Consider the following 20,834-nt stretch of genomic DNA (forward strand, 5'->3'; position numbering starts at 1 on the left):
ATCCGCTTTCACTGAAAAGGTTCCCAAGCTTTCCCGCCGATTCCCGGATCAATCCCGAAACTCTGAGTGTTCCCATGCGATTGTCGCGTTTTTTTCTGCCAATTCTCAAAGAAACGCCGAAGGAGGCCGAGATCGTGTCGCATCGCCTGATGCTGCGCGCGGGGATGATGCGGCAGGAGGCGGCTGGCATCTATGCATGGCTGCCGCTGGGCTTCCGGGTGCTGAAGAAGATCGAGCAGATCGTGCGCGAAGAGCAGAATCGCGCCGGCGCCATCGAACTCCTGATGCCGACCCTGCAGCTTGCGGACTTGTGGCGCGAGAGCGGACGCTACGACGCCTACGGGCCGGAGATGCTGCGCATCCAGGACCGCCACAAGCGCGAGTTGCTGTACGGTCCGACCAACGAGGAAATGATCACGGAAATCTTCCGGTCCTACGTGAAGTCATACCGGAGCCTTCCGCTCAATCTCTATCACATCCAATGGAAATTCCGCGACGAGCAGCGTCCGCGTTTCGGCGTGATGCGCGGCCGCGAATTCCTGATGAAGGATGCGTATTCGTTCGACATCGACGAAGCGGCGGCGCGGCTGTCCTACAACCGGATGTTTGTGGCTTACCTGCGCACCTTCGCGCGCATGGGCCTGAAGGCGATCCCGATGCGGGCCGAGACCGGTCCGATCGGCGGCGATCTGTCCCACGAGTTCATCGTTCTGGCGGAAACCGGCGAGTCCGGTGTGTTCTGCAACAAGGACGTTCTCGATCTGCCGGTGCCGGGCGCGGACGTGGACTACAACGGCGATCTCACGCCGATCATCAAGCAGTGGACCGATCTCTATGCGGCCACTGAGGATGTCCACGACGCGGCGCGCTACGAGAGCGAAGTGCCCGCCGACAAGCGGGTGCAGACCCGCGGCATCGAGGTTGGGCAGATATTCTATTTCGGCACCAAGTATTCCGACACGATGAAGGCTCTGGTGTCCGGCCCGGACGGCGCGGAGAAGCCGATCCATGGCGGCTCCTACGGCGTCGGCGTCTCGCGTCTGGTCGGCGCGATCATCGAGGCCTGCCACGACGAGAACGGCATCAAGTGGCCGGAGGAAGTCGCGCCATTCAGGGTCGCGGTCCTCAATCTCAAGCAGGACAGCCCGGAGACCGGGGCGGCCTGCGAGAAGTTTTATGCGGCGCTGAATGCCAAGGGCGTCGACGTACTTTACGACGACACCGACCAGCGGCCGGGGGGCAAGTTCGCCACTGCCGACCTGATCGGTATCCCTTGGCAGGTATTGATCGGCCCTAAGGGGCTCGCCGAGGGCAAGGTGGAAATCAAGCGCCGCAGCGACGGATCGCGCGAGTTCATGAGCCTGGATGAGGCGATCAACCGATTCACCCAGTCCTGATCCGTCCACTGAATAATCTTCGGTAAGGTCGCGGTCGCTGCGGGCCGCGACTAGAATTAGCCCGATTCGTGTGAAAATCCGGACTATGGAACCAACATGAGCGAGCCAGTTCGGACCCCACCTTTCGCGCCATTCGAATGGATGCTGTCGACCCGCTATCTGCGGGCGCGCCGCAAGGAAGGCTTCATTTCCGTCATCGCCGGCTTTTCGTTTCTCGGCATCATGCTCGGGGTGGCGACGCTCATCATTGTGATGGCGGTGATGAACGGCTTCCGCAAGGAACTGCTCGACAAGATTCTCGGTTTGAACGGCCATATCGTTGTCCAGCCGCTTGAATCGCCGCTGACCGACTGGAAGGACGTGGCCGAGCGCATCAGCAAGGCCGACGGCATCCGCCTCGCGGCGCCGGTGGTCGACGGACAGGGCCTCGGCTCGTCGCCGTTCAATGCCGCGGGCGTCTTCATCCGGGGCATCCGCGCACAGGATCTCAACGCCGTCACGTCGATCGCCAAGAACATCAAGCAGGGCACGCTCGAAGGGTTCGACGAAGGTCAGGGCGTCGCCATCGGCCGCCGGCTGGCCGACCAGTTGTCGCTGCGGGCCGGGGATAGCATCACGCTGGTTTCCCCGCGCGGCGCGGTCACGCCGATGGGCACGACGCCGCGCATCAAGCCTTACAAGGTGGCGGCGGTGTTCGAGATCGGTATGTCGGAATACGACGCGTCGTTCGTGTTCATGCCGCTGACGGAAGCTCAGGCCTATTTCAACCGCGCCAATGACGTTACCGCCATCGAGGTCTTTACGACCAACCCCGACAGGATCGACGTCTTCCGCAAGTCGGTGACGGAGGCGGCGCAGCGGCCGATCTTCCTTGTCGACTGGCGGCAGCGCAATTCCACGTTCTTCAATGCGCTGCAGGTCGAGCGCAACGTCATGTTCCTGATCCTGACGCTGATCGTGCTGGTGGCGGCGCTGAACATTGTCTCAGGCCTGATCATGCTGGTGAAGGACAAGGGCCAGGACATCGCGATCCTGCGCACCATGGGCGCGTCGCAGGGTTCGGTGATGCGGGTGTTTCTGATTACCGGAGCTGCTATCGGCGTGGTGGGCACGCTTGTGGGCTTCCTGCTGGGACTGGTGATCTGTCTCAACATCGAGACCATCCGGCAGTTCATCTCCTGGATGACCAACACCGAACTGTTCTCGCCCGAGCTTTACTTCCTCTCCAAGCTTCCGGCTGAAGTCGATGTCGGAGAGACCGCCGCGGTGGTGATCATGGCATTGACGCTGTCGTTCCTGGCGACGCTGTACCCCTCATGGCGGGCGGCGCGTCTCGATCCTATCGAAGCGCTCAGGTACGAATGAGCGCACAGATGGAGCAGGGGGAAAATGGCGTTCCGGTCGTTTATCTGCACGACGTCCGCAGGCGCTACAAACAGGGCGAAGCCACGCTGACCATTCTCGACGGCGCCAGTCTGGCGCTGTGGGAGGGGCAGTCCGTTGCGCTGGTCGCGCCGTCGGGCACCGGCAAATCGACGCTGCTCCATATCGCCGGTCTGCTGGAGCAGGCCGACGAGGGCGAGGTCTATGTCGGCGGCACCGCGACCTCGGGGCTGTCCGACGTTGAGCGGACGCAGATCCGCCGCACCGATATCGGGTTCGTCTACCAGTCCCACCGGCTGTTGCCGGAGTTCTCGGCGCTTGAGAACGTGATGATGCCGCAGATGATCCGCGGCCTGCCGAAAAAGGAAACCGTGAAGCGGTCGAAGGAAATCCTGGCCTATCTCGGATTGGCGGAACGCGTGACCCACCGGCCGGCGGAGTTATCGGGGGGCGAGCAGCAGCGCGTGGCGATTGCGCGCGCGGTGGCCAACGCGCCTCGGGTCCTGCTCGCGGATGAGCCGACGGGAAATCTCGATCCGCATACCGCGGATCATGTCTTCAAAGCTTTGACCCAGTTGGTGCGGGCGACGCGCGTCGCGATGCTGATCGCGACGCACAATATGGATCTGGCTGCGCGGATGGATCGCCGAGTTTCGCTCCAGGACGGTCACGTCATCGAGCTCGACTGAACCCGGCAGCTCAGTAGTACGGCCGCGGTGCAGGGCGGCGGCGCGGCTGATAGACCCGCTCTTCGTCATACACGTAGTACGGATTGGCGTAGCAGCCAGCGTAGGTCCCTGCCGCCGTGGCCTGGCACTGCTGATAGGTCGCAAAGCTGCAATCGCCCTGGCCGGTGGAGATGTCGCGGCCCTGAAGGCAGAACGGATAATTTCCCCCGGCTTCCGCAGGAGCGGACTGGACGGCGAAGCCGGCGCCGAGCACGGCGAGGGCCAAAAGGTAGCTGCGCATGGTGTTCTCCTGCCGGGTCGATCCCCGGATTTCTTGGTGGTGAAGCCAGACCGTTTCCAGCTGCGTCCGTCAACTCACGTTACTGCGTAGCTGTTGATGGATTTACGAAAGTCGCGGGCCGTTTACGTTTCGTTAGCATTGCTCTTCAGGGCGGATTCCCGACCCTTGACTCTGAGAACAAAAAAGGAACAATGTTCTTATTACGTTCTCATAGAGTCGATAGAGCGTCGATAGGGAGTTCGGTCATGTTGAAGACATTCGTTGAAGAAGCTGCTGCGCTGACCTCGGTTGTGCTTTTCGTCGGAATGATTGCGATCTGGGCGCAGGTCATTCCTCAGATGTAGGAACTTGCCGGCCCCGGAACAGCCGGGGCTGGGGAAAACGATGATGGACCCGGCATTGTCGGACGGGTCCGCGTCTTCTGCGTGGACACCCATAGTACAAGGCACCACCATCGACGTTTAATGAGTCGTTCTTTTATCGCAGTCGGTTCATTGGTTCGATGAATCAGACCTGCGAAGGTTGCCAGGGTCCGTATGTCCAAAACCGCTTCGCCGAAGTCGTCCGCACTCGATCCCGGATTCGTGCATCTGCACGTGCAGTCGGCCTATTCGCTGCTGCAGGGGTCGATGACCATCGGTAAGCTGCTGGAACTGGCCAAGGCTGACCATCAGCCTGCGCTGGCGCTGACCGACAATGACAACATGTTCGGCGCGCTGGAATTTTCCGACAAACTCGCCGGTTACGGCATCCAGCCGATTACCGGCTGCGCGATGACAACCGATTTCGGCGATCAGGATCCGAGTGCGCGTAATGCACTGGCGCCGGCGCGGCTCGTTCTCCTCGCAACCAGCGAGGACGGCTACCGTAGCCTGATGAAACTGAACTCCCGTGCGTTCCTGGAAACACCGGTCAACGAGACCCCGCACATCAAGATCGCGTGGCTGGACGGCGAGAGCGCCGGACTGATCGCGTTGACCGGCGGACCGGAAGGGCCGATCGGGCAGGCCATCAACGCGGACCAGCCCGCATTGGCGCAGGCGCGCTGCGACATCCTCGCGAAACTGTTTGGCGACCGCCTCTACATCGAATTGCAACGGCACGGACTTGAGAGCGAGCGCCGCGTCGAGCCTGCGCTGATCGACATGGCCTATGCCATGGGTCTGCCGCTGGTCGCTACCAACCAGCCGTACTTCGCCACCGCCGACGACTACGAGGCGCACGACGCGCTGCTCTGTATCGCAGGCGGGCGGCTGGTGTCGGAAACCGACCGCGATCAGCTGACGCCGGATCACCGTTTCAAGACGCGCGCCGAGATGGCTGTGCTGTTTGCCGATCTGCCCGAGGCGCTGGCGTCCACCGTCGAGATCGCGCGGCGCTGCGCGTTTCGTCCCAAGACGCGCAAGCCGATCCTGCCGCGCTTTACGGTGGCAAGCGATAACTCGGCTGATGGCGAAGGCGGCGAGGCCGAGGAACTGCGCCGTCAGGCCGAGGACGGCCTGGCCTGGCGTCTGCAAAAGTATGGTCTTGCTCCGGGCACCACGGAAGAAGACTACGCAAAGCGTCTGGCGTTCGAGATCGACGTCATCACACGCATGAAATATCCCGGCTACTTCCTGATCGTGTCGGACTTCATCAAGTGGGCGAAGTCGCACGGCATTCCGGTGGGGCCGGGCCGTGGTTCGGGCGCGGGTTCGCTGGTGGCCTATGCACTCACCATCACCGATCTCGATCCGATCCGGTTCGGCCTGCTGTTCGAGCGCTTCCTCAATCCGGAGCGTGTCTCGATGCCGGACTTCGACATCGACTTCTGTCAGGACCGCCGCGGCGAGGTGATCCGCTATGTGCAGGAGCGCTACGGCCGCGAGCAGGTCGGGCAGATCATCACGTTCGGTACCTTGCAGGCGCGCGGCGTGCTGCGCGACGTTGGTCGCGTGTTGCAGATGCCCTACGGACAGGTGGACCGGCTCACCAAGCTGGTGCCGCAAAATCCGGCGGCGCCCGTGACCCTCGCGAAGGCCATCGAAAGCGAACCCAAGCTGCAGGCGTTTCGCGACGAGGACCCCGTCATCGCGCGCGCGTTCGATATCGCGCAGCGCCTCGAAGGTTTGACGCGTCACGCCTCGACCCACGCGGCGGGCATCGTGATTGGGGACCGGCCGCTTTCCGAACTGGTCCCGATGTATCGCGATCCGAAATCGGACATGCCGGTCACCCAGTTCAACATGAAATGGGTCGAGCCTGCGGGCCTCGTGAAGTTCGACTTCCTTGGCCTCAAGACTTTGACGGTTCTCGATGTGGCGGTGAAACTGCTCAAGCAGCGCAATACGGATGTCGATCTGGCGCATCTGCCGCTCGACGACAAGAAAAGCTACGAGATGCTGGCGCGCGGCGAAGTGGTCGGCGTGTTCCAGGTTGAAAGTCAGGGCATGCGGCGCGCGCTGGTCGACATGCGGCCGGACCGGCTGGAGGACCTGATCGCGCTGGTGGCGCTCTATCGTCCCGGTCCGATGGCGAACATCCCGACCTATTGCGCGCGCAAGCACGGCGACGAAGAGTCGGACTACATGCATCCGATGCTCGAGCCGATCCTGAAGGAGACCTTCGGCGTCATCATCTATCAGGAACAGGTGATGCAGATCGCGCAGGTGATGGCGGGCTATTCGCTCGGCGACGCCGACCTGCTGCGCCGCGCGATGGGCAAGAAGATTCGCGCGGAAATGGACAAGCAGCGCGAGATCTTTGTCGCCGGCGCGACCAAGAACAGCGTGCCGAAGGGGCAGGCGCAGACGATCTTCGAACTGCTCGCAAAGTTCGCGGACTACGGCTTCAACAAGAGCCACGCGGCGGCCTACGCACTGGTGTCGTTCCAGACCGCCTACATGAAGGCGCATTATCCGGTGGAGTTCATTGCGGCGTCGATGACGCTCGACATGAACAACACCGACAAGCTGTCCGAATTCCGCGCAGAAGCGCAGCGGCTCGGCATCAAGGTCGAACCGCCGTCGATCAATCGCTCGGGCGCGACATTCGAGGTCAGCGAGAACACGATCTATTACGCGCTCGCCGCGCTCAAGGGTGTCGGCCAGCAGGCTGTCGAGATGATTGTGGAAGCGCGGGGCGACCGGCCCTTTACCTCGCTTGCCGATTTCGCCTCCCGCGTCAGCCCGCGCGCGATCAACAAGCGTGTGGTGGAAAGCCTTGCGGCGGCGGGTGCATTCGACACCATCGACGCCAACCGCGCGCGCGTGTTCGCCGGCGCCGATGCCATCGTCGCGGCCTGCCAGCGCAGCCACGAAGCCGCCACCAGCGGTCAGAACGACATGTTCGGCGGCATGGCGGATGCGCCGAGCATCGTGCTTCCGAATCTCGAGCCATGGCTGCCGGCAGACCGGCTGCGCCGCGAATACGACGCCATCGGCTTTTTCCTGTCGGGTCATCCGCTGGACGATTATTCCGCCGCGCTGAAGCGTCTGCGGGTGCAATCCTGGACCGAGTTCTCGCGCGCGGTGAAGACCGGCGCGACCGCGGGGCGCGTTGCCGCGACGGTGGTGTCGCGGATGGAGCGCCGCACCAAGACCGGCAACAAGATGGGCATTATCGGACTGTCGGACCCGACCGGACATTTCGAGGCCGTTCTGTTCTCGGAAGGGCTTGCGCAATACCGGGACGTGCTTGAACCGGGTTCGGCGGTTTTGATGCAGATCGGCGCGGAGTTGCAGGGCGAGGATGTGCGCGCGCGGATTCTGCACGCCGAGCCGCTCGACGATGCCGCCGCCAAAACCCAGAAGGGTCTGCGCATCTTCGTGCGCGACGACAAGCCGCTGGAGTCGATCGCCAAGCGTCTGGAAGGTCATCAGGCCGCGGCCGGCGGGGGCAACAAGCTCCAGCCGGCGAGGGCCTCATCCGGGCCGCCCACGGGCGACGGCGAGGTCACGCTGATCATGATGCTCGATCTTCAGACCGAGGTCGAAATGAAGCTGCCGGGCAAGTTCAAGGTGTCGCCCCAGATCGCCGGCGCGCTTAAGGCGGTTGCCGGCGTGGTGGATGTGCAAACGATCTGACGTTTGCTGTTTGGGCATCCGCCTTATTCCGACTATCTTTCGTTCAAACAATGTTCATGCGGCGCAGGGTTGACTGCGCCGTTGGGCTGAACGGGAATGGTGTCATGCGCGGAATGAGCAGGTTCTTCGGCGTCGCGGCGGTACTGGCCTTCACGGCGACGGCGTTGCCGCTTCACGCACAAGCCCCGCCGCCCGCACAGGGCCAGCAGAGCCGCATTGCACTCGTGATCGGCAACGGCAACTACCAGAAGGCGCCGTTGGCGACCGCGGCCAACGATGCCGGTCTGATCGCGCAGACATTGCAGGCGGCGGGCTTCGATGTGGTCGGCGCGCGCGACCTCGACGGCGAGACGCTGCGCCAGACCTTCGGCGACTTCATCAAGAAGGCACAGGCGGCGGGTCCGGATACCGTGGCGTTCGTTTATTTCGCAGGTTACGGCCTTCAGCTCGCGGGCGAGAACTACTTCGCGCCGGTCGACGCCAGCATGGTGCGTGACACCGACGTTCCGGTCGAGGGCCTGCGCGTCGGCGACTATATCCGCCAGTTGTCGTCGCTGCCCCTGAAGGGCACCGTTGTGGTGCTCGACGCGGCCTACAATCAGCCGTTCGCGAAAGAAGGCCAGCCGCTGGCAGGTGGCCTTGCGCTCATCGAACCCGACCCCAAGAGTCTGATCGCGTTCAACGCCGCGCCGGGCACGGTGGCGCCGAACCCCACCGGCAACTACGGCCCCTATGCGCAGGCGCTGGCGGAGATGATGCGTACCGGCGGCATTTCGCTCCCCGAAGTTTTCAACCGCGTGCGATTGCGCGTGAATGACGTGACCAAGGGCGCGCAGGTGCCGTGGGATGCGCAGAAGTTCGAAGGCGACTTCGTGTTCTTCGAGCGCGCGCCGGACGCTCCGCCGCTTCAAGCCAATCAGGACGCCGCTGCGCGCTCGAAGCCCATTCGCGATTTCAGCGCGCAGGAGGCTTACACGGCGGCGCTCGAACGCGACACCATTGCCGACTATGAAGCCTTTCTCGCGGCCTATCCGGACGATCCGATGGCAAAGCGGGTGAGGGCGATCATCGCCGCGCGCCGCGAGGCGATCACATGGCGGCAGACCTATCGCGCGAACACGCAGCAGGCCTACTGGTCATATCTGAAGCGCTATCCGCGCGGTCCGCATGCGGCGGACGCGCGCCGCAGGCTTGCCAATATCGCTGCCGCGCTGGAGCCGCCGCCGAGCTTCGACGCGTATGCCTATGACGTGCCGCCGCCGCCGGAATACGAATACCAGTATGTCGACCGGCCGTACCTGATGTTCGACGATCCGGTCTTTGCGTTCGCGCCGCCACCGCCGCCGCCGATCTTCTTCCTGCCGCCGCCGCCGGAAGACTTCGTCGTGCTCGATCCGCCGATCTACTACGCGGATGCGTACTACCTGCCGCAGCCGGTGTTTGTTCCGATCCCGATCTTCATCCGGCCGCCGATCTATGTGCGTCCGCCGGTGAACCGTTTCCTGTTCACGAACATCCACAACCGAGAGGTCATCAATACCGTCATCAACCGGCGTCCGCCGCCCGGAGCAATCGGAGCGGGCAGACCCGGCGGCCAGTTCGGGCAAGGCGGTCAGTTCAGGCCGGGGCGTCCCGGCGCCGGACCAGGCGGCGTCGCGGCGACCCGTCCCGCATTTGCGCCGGCGTTGCCACCGTCGGCGACACGGCGCGCGAATCTGATCAATCAGGGTAAGGTTGCCGCACCTCCGGGCGTTCTGCCGGGAGCGGGCCGTCCGGGTGGTCCGGGACAAGTGCAGCCGGGGCAAGTGCAGCCGGGCGTTGTCAGGCCCGGGAATCTTCGTCCGGACAATGTGCTGCCAGGGCAGGGAGCTGGACCGGGAGGACGGCCGGTCGGTCGGCCTCTGCCGAGTACGTTGCCTGCGCCCGGGGCAACCGGCCCGCAGCCGGGACAGGACGGCCGACCCGGACGGGGTGACCGTGGTCCGGATGGCCGGCCCGGCCTTGCGCGGCCATCGGTTCAGCCAGGATCTCCGCAGCCAGGGGTTGCCGCTCCATCGGGCCCGGCGGCAAGACCGGGCCGTCCGGAACGGTCTGCCGGTCAGCCTCGGCCGCAGTTCCAGAGGCCCGAACCTCGGCCTCAGGCGACCCCGCGTCCGCAGATTCAACGACCGCAGCCCCAGTTCCAGCGTCCGCCGCAAGCGGCGCCTCGGCCGCAGCCGCAGTTCCAGCGGCCACAAATGGCTCCGAGGCCTCAGCCCCAGATGGCACCGCGTCCCCAACCGCAGTTCCAGCGGCCAGCTGCACCGACTCCGCGGCCTCAAATGGCGCCTCGGCCCCAGATGGCTCCGCCGCGCCCCGCAGCGCCACCGCCACGGGCAGCTCCTCCGCCCAGACCGGCTCCGGCTGCGGTCAAGCGATGCCCGCCGAATGTGCCAAGGTGCTGAACAGGTGGCCGGTCGGACCATGTTCCGGCCGGCGTTTCGCAGGGCCTTGGAGGCCAAGAAAAACGGCCATAAATCCTTGCTTCGACGCGGCGCGGCAGTTATAAGCCGCGGCATCTCACACGGAAGCATGGCTGTTAAAGGCCGTCCGGTGGCAACCGGGCCGCAAGGTGTTTGCTTTTTTGCGCAGACGTTTTGCCGGTTCGACTTGCTCACACGCTTCCGGAGGAACCAACCGGAGAATTGAACTATGGCGTTACCTGAATTTTCTATGCGTCAGCTTCTGGAAGCTGGCGTGCACTTTGGTCACCAGTCGCACCGATGGAATCCGAAGATGGCGGATTACATCTTCGGTGCCCGCAACAACATTCACATCATCGATCTCGCTCAGACCGTGCCGCTGCTTCATCGCGCGCTGCAGGCTGTCAGCGATACCGTCGCCAAGGGCGGCCGTATCCTGTTCGTCGGCACCAAGCGCCAGGCGCAGGACGGCGTGGCGGAAGCCGCCAAGCGTTCCGCGCAGTACTTCGTCAACTCCCGTTGGCTCGGCGGCACGCTGACCAACTGGAAGACCGTGTCCGGTTCGATCAAGCGTCTGCGTCAGCTCGACGAGATGCTCGCCTCGGGTGAAGGCGCGCAGTACACGAAGAAGGAGCGCCTGACGCTTCAGCGCGAGCGCGACAAGCTCGACCGCTCGCTCGGCGGTATCAAGGACATGGGCGGTCTGCCCGACCTGATCTTCGTGATCGACACCAACAAGGAAGACATCGCGATCCAGGAGGCCCAGCGCCTCAACATTCCGGTCGCCGCGATCGTCGACACCAACTGCGATCCGAAGGGCATCTCCTACGTGGTTCCCGGCAACGACGACGCCGGCCGTGCGATCTCGCTGTATTGCGACCTCATCGCCCGTGCGGCGATCGACGGTATTTCGCGCGCGCAGGGCGGTGCCGGCATCGACATCGGCGCTCTGGCCAATCCAACCGCTGAAGCTGTGCCTGCTAAGTCGGAAGGCTTCCAGGGTCTTGCCGGTCCGCGCGGCGTTGCCGACGACCTCAAGAAGCTCTCCGGCGTGTCCGGCGCGATTGAGAAGAAGCTAAACGATCTCGGCGTTTTCCACTACTGGCAGATCGCCGAGCTCGACCACGACACCGCTCACAAGATCGGCGAAGAAGTCGGCTTGCCGGCGCGTGCCGATAGCTGGGTCGCCCAGTCCAAGGCGCTGACCGCGGACGCGGAATAAGCCTCAAACGCATCTCGCGGCCGGTTCATCCGGCCGCGACATTCCCCGACTAGAAAAATCCTGCGCGTCGAATCCGGCTAGCCAGCACATCGCTGCGCCGCGCGGCCCGCACAGGCAAAGGACATCCGGCAATGGCAACAATCACAGCGGCAATGGTCAAGGATCTGCGCGAGAAAACCGGCGCGGGCATGATGGATTGCAAGCAGGCGCTCACCGAAACCAATGGCGACATCGATGCTGCGGTTGACTGGCTGCGCAAGAAGGGCCTCTCCAAGGCCGCGAAGAAGTCCGGCCGCGTTGCGGCCGAAGGCCTGATCGCAGCCGTCACCGACGGCAAGAAGGGCGTTCTCGTCGAAGTCAATTCCGAGACCGACTTCGTTGCGCGCAATGAGCAGTTCCAGGGCCTGGTCAAGATGATCGGCCAGGTTGCGCTCAAGGCCGGCGCGGACGTCGAGAAGATCAAGGCTGCCAAGGTTGGCGAGTATGACGTCGACCGCGCCATCGCGGACGCGATCGCGACCATCGGCGAGAACATGACGCTGCGCCGCGCGGCCGAGCTTTCGGTCAGCGATGGCGTTGTCGGCAGCTACATCCATGGCGCCGTGATCGACGGCCTCGGCAAGATGGGCGTGATCGTCGCGCTCGAATCCACCGGCAAGAAGGATGAGCTTGCAGCGCTCGCGCGCCAGATCGCGATGCACGTTGCCGCGTCCAACCCTCAGGCGCTCGACGCGTCGGGCCTCGACCCCGCCGTGGTCAGCCGCGAGAAGGACGTGATGGCGGACAAGTACCGCCAGCAGGGCAAGCCGGACGCGATGATCGCAAAGATCGTCGAATCGGGCCTGAAGACCTACTACAAGGAAGTTACCCTGCTGGAGCAGGCGTTTATCCACGACAGTGCCAAGAGCGTGGCGCAGGCCGTGAAGGATGCTGAGGGCAAGGTCGGCGCGCCTATCAAGGTTGCCGGGTTTGTGCGCTATGCTCTGGGCGAGGGAATCGAGAAGCAGGAATCCGATTTCGCCGCCGAGGTCGCCGCCGCTGCCGGTCAGGGGTAACGAGACGACGCGCGCCGATCGGGATCCTGGGCGTATTCAGCAAGGCAGCCTGTTTTGCACTGGAATGCGCTCAATTCGAATGAGTGAGCGATCCTATGGCTGAACCGTCTTATCGACGTGTCGTGATCAAGGTCTCCGGCGAATATCTCGCCGGTGACCAGTCCTTCGGTATTCACCAGCCCACCATCGACCGGATCGCCAGCGATATCATCAAGGCGCGGGAACTCGGCGTAGAGATCGCCGTCGTCGTTGGCGGCGGCAACATCTTTCGCGGCGTGGAAGTTTCATCGCGCGGCGTGTCGCGCACCACCGGCGACACAATGGGCATGCTCGCCACCGTGATGAACTGTCTGGCGCTCGAATCGGCGCTGGAGCGCAAGGGCCAGTCAGCCCGCACGCTGTGCGCGTTCGTGATGCCGCAGATCAGCGAACTCTTCACGCGCGCCGCGGCCCACCGGTATCTCGCCGAAGGCCGCATCGTGCTGCTCGCCGGCGGCACCGGCAATCCGTACTTCACGACCGACACCACGGCGGTATTGCGCGCAGCCGAAATCGGGGCGCAGGCGGTTCTCAAGGCCACCAACGTTGACGGGGTCTACAGCGCCGATCCGAAGAAGGACCCATCCGCCAAGCGATTTGAACGGCTGAGCCATTCGCAGGCGGTGGAAGGCGGTTATAAGGTGATGGACGCGACGGCCTTCGCGCTTGCCCGCGAAACGTCCTTGCCTATCATCGTGTTTTCGATCGCCGAGCCGGGCTCGATCGGCGCCATTCTGAGCGGCAAGGGCAAGGGCACGATTGTCTCCGGCTGACGCAGGGCTGGTGTCGTGAACTTAAAAGTTGTGCCTGAACAATAAGATACTGGATGCGGTGAGGTTATGAGCCGCGTCGGACTTGAAGGGAGTAGCATCGCATGGCGGCCGGGAATTTCGATATCAATGATCTGAAGCGGCGCATGGAAGGCGCCATTGCATCGCTCAAGCACGAGCTGGGCGGATTGCGTACGGGCCGTGCAGCGATCTCGATGGTCGAGCCGGTGCAGGTCGAGGCCTATGGCAGCCATATGCCGCTCAATCAGGTGGCCACCGTGAGCGTGCCCGAGCCGCGCCTGCTGTCGGTGCAGGTCTGGGACAAGTCGATGGTGAAGGCGGTTGAAACCGCAATCGTCAATTCGAATCTCGGTCTTTCTCCCGCGACGGAAGGACAGGTGATCCGTTTGCGGATTCCTGAACTCAACGAAGAGCGCCGCAAGGAGCTGGTGAAGGTCGCGCACAAGTATGCCGAAGCTGCGCGCGTCGCGGTTCGTCACGTGCGCCGCGACGGACTCGATGTCCTCAAAAAGCTCGAAAAGGATCATCTGATCTCGGAGGACGACGAGAAGCGTCATTCGAACGAGGTTCAGAAGGTGACTGATGCCGCCATCGCCGACGTCGATAAGGCGCTTGCGACAAAGGAAAAAGAAATTCTCACGGTTTAAGAGATCGCGAATGTCGAACGGCGCCATGCCAAAGCCAGGAGAATCGGATCGTGCCGATGCGCCGCGGCACGTCGCGATTATCATGGACGGCAATGGACGCTGGGCGGCGGCGCGGGGATTGCCGCGTGCCGAGGGACACCGCCGCGGTGTCGATGCGCTGCGCAAGGTGGTGCGCGCCTCCCACGAACTCGGGATTTCCTATCTCACGATCTTCTCGTTCAGCTCCGAGAACTGGTCGCGGCCGGCGAGCGAGATCGGCGATCTGTTCGGCCTGCTGCGCCGCTTCATCCGCAACGATCTTGCGACCCTGCATGCCGACGGCGTGCGGGTTCGCGTCATCGGCGAGCGGGAAGGGCTCGAGTCCGACATCTGTGCGCTGCTCACCGAAGCGGAAGAACTGACGCGAAACAACACCCGTCTCACACTTGTCGTGGCCTTCAACTACGGATCGAGGCAGGAGATCGCCAACGCAGCGCAGCGGCTCGCGCGTGAAGTTGCCGAAGGCAAGCGTGATCCGGCAACGATCACGCCCGATGTGCTGGGTGCTCATCTCGATACGTCGGACATTCCGGACCCCGATCTGATCATCCGCACCAGCGGCGAGCAGCGTCTTTCGAACTTCCTGATGTGGCAGGCGGCTTATAGCGAACTGGTGTTCGTTCCGATTCACTGGCCGGACTTCGACAAGGCTGCGCTCGAAGGCGCGATTGCCGAATACGCGACCCGCGAACGCCGCTTCGGCGGGCTCGTCGCCAAAACCGGATCGTGAGCGGCGTGGCCCCGGAGACTCCAGCCACATCCGATACCGCGAAAGCGTCGAGCAATCTCTACATGCGCGTCGTCGCCGCGCTGGTCCTCGCACCGCTGACCATCGCCGTCGCGTGGATCGGCGGCTGGCCGTGGACCTGCATTGTCATCGCGGCCGCGGCCTTGCTGTATTTCGAGTGGCTGATGATTGTCGGTGTCTCGGGCAATCGTCTTGTCGCTGCTGTGGGCATCGTTGCCTTGGCGATTGCCGGCATCTGCCTGATGCTGCGGCGGACCGATCTCGCGTTCGGGATCGCGGCTGCTGGAATTGTGCTGGCCGCGGCACTCGTGCGCGAGCGGCGCGGATGGGTTGCAGGCGGACTGGTCTATGCGACGGCGGCGCTGATTGCCTCGATTGTCGTCCGGCGCGACCCGGAGTTCGGATTTGTCGCGCTGATGTTCGTTCTCCTCATTGTATGGGTGACCGATATCGGCGGTTACTTCGCGGGACGGGGCATCGGCGGGCCGAAGCTCTGGCCGCGCGTCAGCCCGAAGAAGACATGGGCGGGCGCCATCGGCGGACTGGTGTTGGGCCTGGTGGTCGCTGCCGGATTCGCGCTGCTGGGTTTCGGCAAGATGCTTCCGCTGCTTCTGCTCGGTGCCGTGCTGTCGATCGTTTCGCAGTTCGGCGACCTGTTCGAGTCCGCGGTCAAGCGTCGCTTCGACGTCAAGGATTCGAGCCACATCATTCCTGGTCACGGCGGATTGCTTGACCGGCTCGACGGTTTCGTTGCGGCGATCGTTTTCGCCGCCCTTATTGGCTATATGCGCGGCGGCCTTGATGGCGTCGGTCGCGGTTTCATGGTTTGGTGATGTGATGAACGCTGTTCCGTTGCGTAACAACAAGGCCGCGGCATCATCCGTGCGGACTGTCACCGTGCTCGGCGCGACGGGCTCCATCGGCGACAGCACGATGGATTTGCTGCGCGCGTCGCCCGAGCGCTATCAGGTCGAGGCGCTTACCGCCAACGGCAACGTCGAGGGGCTGGTGAAGCTCGCGAAGGAATTTGGCGCGCGGTTTGTCGCCGTGGCCGATCCCTCGAAGCTCAATGAATTGCGTGATGCTCTGGCCGGAACCAACATTGCGTTTGGTGCAGGCGAGAGCGCGATCATCGAAGCTGCGGAGCGACCGGCCGACTGGGTGATGGCTGCAGTGAGCGGCGCGGCGGGACTGAAGCCTGCGCTCGCGGCCGCCGATCGTGGTGCCACGATCGCACTCGCCAACAAGGAATGCCTTGTTTGCGCCGGCGACTTCTTCATGGGTCGCGCAGCCAAAGCCGGCGCGTGCATTCTGCCGGCGGATTCGGAACACAACGCGCTGTTTCAGGCGCTAGCCTCCGGCAACCGCGAGGAACTGGTTCGCGTCATTATCACCGCATCCGGCGGTCCGTTCCGGACCTGGAAGGCGGCTGACATCGCGCAGGCCACGCTGGCTCAGGCGCTGAAGCATCCGAACTGGAGCATGGGCCAGAAGATCACCATCGATTCCGCCTCGATGATGAACAAGGGGCTGGAAGTCATCGAGGCGTCATATCTGTTCGCGCTGTCGCCGGATGAGATCGATGTGCTGGTGCATCCGCAATCCATCGTTCACGGCATGGTCGAATTCTCGGACCGCTCTGTGATGGCGCAACTCGGAACTCCGGACATGCGCACGCCGATTGCGCATTGCCTTGGCTGGCCGGATCGCATTAGCGGGCGTGCTGCGACGCTGGATCTTGCCAAGATCGGCTCGCTGACGTTTGAGGCGCCGGATTACGACCGGTTCCCCGGATTGAAACTCGCCTATGACGCGCTGCGCATCGGCAACGGCGCGACCACCGTCTACAATGCGGCGAATGAGGTCGCGGTGGCGGCTTTCGTCGCGCAGAGAATCCGGTTTGGCGGTATCGCGCAGCTGGTCGAAGCCACGTTGAACAACTGGGTGAAGGCAGGGAATCTCGCGCCGCTGACCTCAGCGGATGATGCGATTTCCGTTGACCATGATGCGCGAAATAGTGCTGCCGCCCTCTTGCCTCAAATTGCCTTAAAGGCATCCTAGATCGTTGGGACCGGGCCGGGCAGCCCGCTGGTGAGGGATTGAGTTGTGGATTTTTTCCTGAATAGTTTCAATACGTTGAGTCATGGCCTGATCGGCTACATCATCCCCTTCCTGTTTGTCCTGACCATCGTTGTCTTCTTCCACGAGCTTGGCCATTTCCTTGTCGCCCGCTGGGCCGGGGTGAAGGTCTTAACGTTCTCGCTCGGCTTCGGGCCGGAACTCTTCGGCTTCAACGATCGCCACGGCACGCGCTGGAAGGTTTCGGCGATTCCGCTCGGCGGCTACGTCAAGTTTTTCGGGGACGATTCCGAGGCCAGCACGCCATCCTCCGAAACGCTCCAGACCATGAGCGCGGAAGAGCGCAAGGTCAGTTTCCACCACAAGAAGGTCGGGCCGCGCGCTGCCATTGTTGCCGCGGGTCCGATTGCGAACTTCCTGCTCGCAATTGTCATTTTCGCGGCCCTCTTCACGTTCTTCGGCAAGCCGAGCCAGACCGCGCGGGTCGATTCCATTCAGGAAAACAGCGCCGCAGCGGCAGCCGGCTTCAAGCCCGGCGACGTCGTGACGGCGATCAACGGCGACGCGATCGAGAGCTTCACCGACATGCAGCGGCTTGTGAGCACCAAGGCGGGTACGTCGCTGGTCTTCACCGTGAAACGCGGCGACGAGGTCGTGAAGCTGACCGGAACGCCCCAGCTCAAGGAAATCAAGGACACCTTCGGCAACGTCCATCGGGTCGGCATCCTCGGAATCACCCGCGCTTCGGGGCCGGGCGACACCGTCACCAAACCAGTGAATCCCGCGACCGCTGTTTGGCTGGGCGTCAAGGAGACTTGGTTCGTCGTTGACCGGACCGTTTCCTACATCGGCGGAATCTTCACCGGCCGGGAGAATGCCGATCAGGTCGGCGGGCCGATCCGGATCGCCCAGATATCGGGACAGGTTGCCACGATTGGCCTTGCGGCGCTGATTCACCTGGCTGCGGTTCTTTCGGTGTCGATCGGCCTTCTCAACCTGTTTCCGGTCCCGCTTCTCGATGGCGGTCACCTTTTGTTCTACGCGGTGGAAGCGGTGCGGGGAAAGCCGCTGTCGGAACGATCGCAGGAGCTGGGTTTCCGGGTCGGACTGGCCCTGGTGCTGATGCTGATGATCTTCGCGACCTACAACGACATCCTGCATTTGGCGGCGTCCTGATTGCGGCTTTTTTACAGGCGTGGCCGATCAGCAACGTCTTGTTGGGAAATTGGAATTGTCTTGCGAAAGGTCGTTTGCCCGTTAGGCAAAATTGGCTACAAGCAGTGCAATATTTGGGGAATCTCCCGGCCCGGCAACGGGTCGGCGTTGGAATGACAAGGGCGCCTGGCGCATGATGGTTGGATTGCGAGTGCTACGGGGCGGTTTGGCCGCTGCCCTGATCATGTTTGCTTTGCCGGTTGCCGCGGTGGCGACCGCTTCGCTCGTATCGTCGCAGGCTGTTGCCCAGACCGCGGCTTCCATTGGCGTCGAAGGCAACCGCCGGATCGAGGCCGATACCATCCGTTCCTATTTTAAGCCGGGTCCGAGCGGGCGCCTTGACAGCGCGCGCATCGACGACGGCCTGAAGGCCCTGATCGAGACCGGCCTGTTCCAGGATGTGAAGATCAACCAGGCTGGCGGCCGGCTGGTCGTTGTGGTCGTTGAAAACCCCGTCATTGGCCGGGTCGCCTTCGAAGGCAACAAGAAGGTCAAGGACGAGCAGCTCACGGCCGAAGTGCAGTCCAAAGCCCGCGGAACCCTGTCGCGGGCGATGGTTCAGTCCGACACTGCGCGTATCACCGAAATCTATCGCCGCAACGGCCGTTACGACGTCAAGGTCGAACCCAAGATCATCGAGCAGCCGAACAACCGCGTCGATCTCGTTTTCGAGATCACCGAAGGCGCGAAGACCGGTGTGAAGTCGATCGAATTCGTCGGCAATCAGGCCTATTCGGCCTATCGCCTGCGGGACGTCATCAAGACCCGCGAAACCAACTTCCTGAGCTTCCTGGGCTCCAACGACGTTTATGACCCGGACCGTATTGAGGCCGACCGCGATATCCTGCGCCGGTTCTACCTCAAGAACGGCTACGCCGACGTTCAGATCGTTGCCGCGCTGACCGAGTACGATCCGGAGCGCAAGGGCTTCCTCGTGACCTTCAAGATCGAGGAAGGCCAGCAGTACCGCGTCGGTTCTGTCGACTTCCAGTCCAGCATCGCCTCGCTCGACGGCAATTCGTTCCGCAGCCTTTCGCGCGTCAGCGTCGGTTCGGTCTACAACGCCGAAGCCGTGGAAAAGTCGGTCGAGGAGATGACGGTCGAAGCGTCACGGCGCGGCTATGCCTTCGCGTCGGTGAAGCCGCGTGGCGACCGCAACTTCGAGGCGCACACCGTGTCGATCGTGTTTGCGATCGAAGAGGGCCCGCGCGTCTACATCGAGCGAATCAACGTTCGCGGCAACACGCGAACACGCGACTACGTCATCCGCCGCGAGTTCGATATTTCGGAAGGCGACGCATACAACCGTGCGCTGGTCGATCGCGCCGAGCGCCGCCTCAAGAACCTCGACTACTTCAAGACGGTCAAGATCATCTCCGAGCCGGGCTCGTCGTCCGATCGCGTTGTTCTGAACGTCGATGTTGAAGAAAAGTCGACCGGCGACTTCTCGGTGTCCGGTGGTTATTCGACGGCGGACGGCTTCCTCGGCGAAGTCAGCGTCTCGGAGCGTAACCTGCTGGGCCGCGGCCTTTATGCGAAGGCGTCCGTACAGTACGGCCAGCGCACGCAAGGCTACTCGCTGTCGTTCGTCGAGCCCTATCTGCTCGGCTACCGCGTCGCGCTGGGTCTCGACTTCTATCAGCGCAAGCAGCTCGCTTCGAATTACGTGTCGTATGACTCGAAAACGATCGGTTTCAGCCCGCGTCTCGGCTTCCAGCTCCGCGAAGACCTGAACCTGCAGCTGCGTTACTCGATCTCGCGGCAGGAAATCACGCTGCCGGACTATCTCAAGAACTGTAATAACTTTGACGGCACGCTCGGATACTTCCCAACCCCAGGCTACATCAATGCCGGTGGATCGACGGCGTCTATCCCGGGAGCGACCTATGGCGGTCCGTTCAGCGGAGTGCTTGGCGGCAACAACTGTTTGGTTGACGGCGAAGCCTCGGTTGCTGTGAAGCAGGGACTTGCCAACGGCGCGGTTGTTACATCGGCGGTGGGTTACACGCTTGCCTACAACACGCTCGACAACAACAAGGATCCAACCAGCGGTCTTCTCGCGACCCTCAATCAGGATTTCGCGGGTGTTGGCGGCGATGTGGGCTACCTGAAGACGACCGGCGACGTGAAGCTCTACACGCCGATCGTGTCCGATATCGTCGGCGTGCTGCGCCTGCAGGGCGGCGTGCTGACCGATACCGGCAAGGGCATCCGCATGCTGGATCACTTCCAGATGGGTCCGAACCTCGTCCGCGGCTTCGCGCCGGTGGGCATCGGTCCGCGCGACGTCACCAACTTCTCTCAGACGGGGTATGGTGATGCGCTCGGCGGCACCAAGTACTGGGGCGCTTCGGCTGAATTGCAGATGCCGTTCTGGTTCCTGCCCAAGGAAATTGGCTTGAAGGGCGCTGTCTATGCCGACGCTGGTTCGGTGTTCGGCTACGAAGGTGTGACCTCGCTTATTGGCGGCTGTAACGGGACACCGATACAAAATGCCCAGAATCAGTGTCTGACGGTCGGCGCGGACAATGGGTTGATCCGCACCTCGGTCGGTGTGGGCCTGATCTGGCAGTCGCCATTCGGACCGCTGCGCTTCGACTACGCCATCCCGCTGACCAAGGATAAGTACGACCGGACGCAGGAATTCCGGTTCGGTGGTGGTACGTCATTCTGAGCTCATAAAGAGCTCGCACTTCGAAACAGCGGGTTCCAGCCATCCGGTTG

Annotated in this window: 15 protein-coding genes; 14 read left to right on the forward strand and 1 reads right to left on the reverse strand. The window is 62.9% G+C overall.

Annotation, left to right across the window (positions count from 1 at the left end):
• Positions 1 to 74: 74 nt before the first annotated feature.
• From proS to I554_RS0102320, 3 genes are all read left to right on the forward strand, one after another.
• Positions 75 to 1,397 carry a proline--tRNA ligase gene (gene proS / locus I554_RS0102310; RefSeq protein ID WP_006020747.1) on the forward strand — a complete coding sequence of 441 codons (1,323 nt, stop codon included), beginning with the start codon at positions 75 to 77 and terminating at the stop codon, positions 1,395 to 1,397.
• A gap of 96 nt (positions 1,398 to 1,493) precedes the next feature.
• Positions 1,494 to 2,762 (forward strand): lipoprotein-releasing ABC transporter permease subunit, encoded by a 1,269-nt coding sequence (locus I554_RS0102315; protein ID WP_024575309.1) that lies wholly within the window; start codon positions 1,494 to 1,496, stop codon positions 2,760 to 2,762.
• 8 nt (positions 2,763 to 2,770) lie between these two features.
• On the forward strand, positions 2,771 to 3,469 hold the full coding sequence (locus I554_RS0102320; RefSeq protein ID WP_024575310.1) for an ABC transporter ATP-binding protein: 699 nt from the start codon (positions 2,771 to 2,773) through the stop codon (positions 3,467 to 3,469).
• A 10-nt stretch (positions 3,470 to 3,479) separates the two neighbouring features.
• On the opposite strand, the gene I554_RS0102325 is transcribed toward I554_RS0102320, so the two are convergent.
• Positions 3,480 to 3,749: a DUF3551 domain-containing protein gene (locus I554_RS0102325; RefSeq protein ID WP_024575311.1), complete on the reverse strand. Its 270-nt coding sequence runs from the start codon at positions 3,747 to 3,749 to the stop codon at positions 3,480 to 3,482.
• 536 nt (positions 3,750 to 4,285) lie between these two features.
• On the opposite strand from I554_RS0102325, the gene dnaE reads away from it, so the two are divergent.
• The 11 genes from dnaE (at position 4,286) to bamA (ending at position 20,784) form a co-directional block, all read left to right on the forward strand.
• Positions 4,286 to 7,813, forward strand: coding sequence for a DNA polymerase III subunit alpha (gene dnaE / locus I554_RS0102335; RefSeq protein ID WP_024575312.1), 3,528 nt, complete (start codon positions 4,286 to 4,288; stop codon positions 7,811 to 7,813).
• A gap of 104 nt (positions 7,814 to 7,917) precedes the next feature.
• Complete coding sequence (locus I554_RS0102340) at positions 7,918 to 10,257, forward strand: caspase domain-containing protein (protein WP_024575313.1); 2,340 nt, start codon at positions 7,918 to 7,920, stop codon at positions 10,255 to 10,257.
• A gap of 247 nt (positions 10,258 to 10,504) precedes the next feature.
• Entirely contained in the window at positions 10,505 to 11,497 is a 993-nt protein-coding gene (locus I554_RS0102345; protein ID WP_029659785.1) for a 30S ribosomal protein S2, read from the forward strand.
• Between the two features lie 131 nt (positions 11,498 to 11,628).
• Positions 11,629 to 12,552 carry a translation elongation factor Ts gene (gene tsf, locus I554_RS0102350; RefSeq protein ID WP_024575315.1) on the forward strand — a complete coding sequence of 308 codons (924 nt, stop codon included), beginning with the start codon at positions 11,629 to 11,631 and terminating at the stop codon, positions 12,550 to 12,552.
• Positions 12,553 to 12,647: 95 nt separating this feature from the next.
• Positions 12,648 to 13,364: a UMP kinase gene (gene pyrH, locus I554_RS0102355; protein ID WP_024575316.1), complete on the forward strand. Its 717-nt coding sequence runs from the start codon at positions 12,648 to 12,650 to the stop codon at positions 13,362 to 13,364.
• 101 nt (positions 13,365 to 13,465) lie between these two features.
• On the forward strand, positions 13,466 to 14,029 hold the full coding sequence (gene frr / locus I554_RS0102360) for a ribosome recycling factor (protein ID WP_024575317.1): 564 nt from the start codon (positions 13,466 to 13,468) through the stop codon (positions 14,027 to 14,029).
• A 10-nt stretch (positions 14,030 to 14,039) separates the two neighbouring features.
• Positions 14,040 to 14,798 carry an isoprenyl transferase gene (locus tag I554_RS0102365; RefSeq protein WP_024575318.1) on the forward strand — a complete coding sequence of 253 codons (759 nt, stop codon included), beginning with the start codon at positions 14,040 to 14,042 and terminating at the stop codon, positions 14,796 to 14,798.
• A gap of 62 nt (positions 14,799 to 14,860) precedes the next feature.
• Positions 14,861 to 15,649 (forward strand): phosphatidate cytidylyltransferase, encoded by a 789-nt coding sequence (locus I554_RS0102370; RefSeq protein ID WP_152527642.1) that lies wholly within the window; start codon positions 14,861 to 14,863, stop codon positions 15,647 to 15,649.
• A gap of 4 nt (positions 15,650 to 15,653) precedes the next feature.
• A complete protein-coding gene (gene dxr / locus I554_RS0102375) occupies positions 15,654 to 16,877 on the forward strand; it encodes a 1-deoxy-D-xylulose-5-phosphate reductoisomerase (RefSeq protein WP_024575320.1) in 1,224 nt (407 codons plus the stop codon).
• A gap of 45 nt (positions 16,878 to 16,922) precedes the next feature.
• Positions 16,923 to 18,071 (forward strand): RIP metalloprotease RseP, encoded by a 1,149-nt coding sequence (gene rseP, locus I554_RS0102380; RefSeq protein ID WP_024575321.1) that lies wholly within the window; start codon positions 16,923 to 16,925, stop codon positions 18,069 to 18,071.
• 172 nt (positions 18,072 to 18,243) lie between these two features.
• Positions 18,244 to 20,784 (forward strand): outer membrane protein assembly factor BamA, encoded by a 2,541-nt coding sequence (gene bamA, locus I554_RS0102385; protein ID WP_024575322.1) that lies wholly within the window; start codon positions 18,244 to 18,246, stop codon positions 20,782 to 20,784.
• The last annotated feature ends 50 nt before the right edge of the window (positions 20,785 to 20,834 follow it).

Source organism: Afipia sp. OHSU_II-C1 (assembly GCF_000497575.1).
Classification (GTDB): Bacteria; Pseudomonadota; Alphaproteobacteria; order Rhizobiales; family Xanthobacteraceae; genus Afipia.

Bases quoted from the DNA above. Each gene is read 5' to 3' on its own strand.
- proS (WP_006020747.1), top strand. From the start codon at position 75: ATGCGATTGTCGCGTTTTTTTCTGCCAATTCTCAAAGAAACGCCGAAG.
- I554_RS0102315 (WP_024575309.1), top strand. From the start codon at position 1,494: ATGAGCGAGCCAGTTCGGACCCCACCTTTCGCGCCATTCGAATGGATG.
- I554_RS0102320 (WP_024575310.1), top strand. From the start codon at position 2,771: ATGGAGCAGGGGGAAAATGGCGTTCCGGTCGTTTATCTGCACGACGTC.
- I554_RS0102325 (WP_024575311.1), bottom strand. From the start codon at position 3,749: ATGCGCAGCTACCTTTTGGCCCTCGCCGTGCTCGGCGCCGGCTTCGCC.
- dnaE (WP_024575312.1), top strand. From the start codon at position 4,286: ATGTCCAAAACCGCTTCGCCGAAGTCGTCCGCACTCGATCCCGGATTC.
- I554_RS0102340 (WP_024575313.1), top strand. From the start codon at position 7,918: ATGCGCGGAATGAGCAGGTTCTTCGGCGTCGCGGCGGTACTGGCCTTC.
- I554_RS0102345 (WP_029659785.1), top strand. From the start codon at position 10,505: ATGGCGTTACCTGAATTTTCTATGCGTCAGCTTCTGGAAGCTGGCGTG.
- tsf (WP_024575315.1), top strand. From the start codon at position 11,629: ATGGCAACAATCACAGCGGCAATGGTCAAGGATCTGCGCGAGAAAACC.
- pyrH (WP_024575316.1), top strand. From the start codon at position 12,648: ATGGCTGAACCGTCTTATCGACGTGTCGTGATCAAGGTCTCCGGCGAA.
- frr (WP_024575317.1), top strand. From the start codon at position 13,466: ATGGCGGCCGGGAATTTCGATATCAATGATCTGAAGCGGCGCATGGAA.
- I554_RS0102365 (WP_024575318.1), top strand. From the start codon at position 14,040: ATGTCGAACGGCGCCATGCCAAAGCCAGGAGAATCGGATCGTGCCGAT.
- I554_RS0102370 (WP_152527642.1), top strand. From the start codon at position 14,861: ATGCGCGTCGTCGCCGCGCTGGTCCTCGCACCGCTGACCATCGCCGTC.
- dxr (WP_024575320.1), top strand. From the start codon at position 15,654: ATGAACGCTGTTCCGTTGCGTAACAACAAGGCCGCGGCATCATCCGTG.
- bamA (WP_024575322.1), top strand. From the start codon at position 18,244: ATGATGGTTGGATTGCGAGTGCTACGGGGCGGTTTGGCCGCTGCCCTG.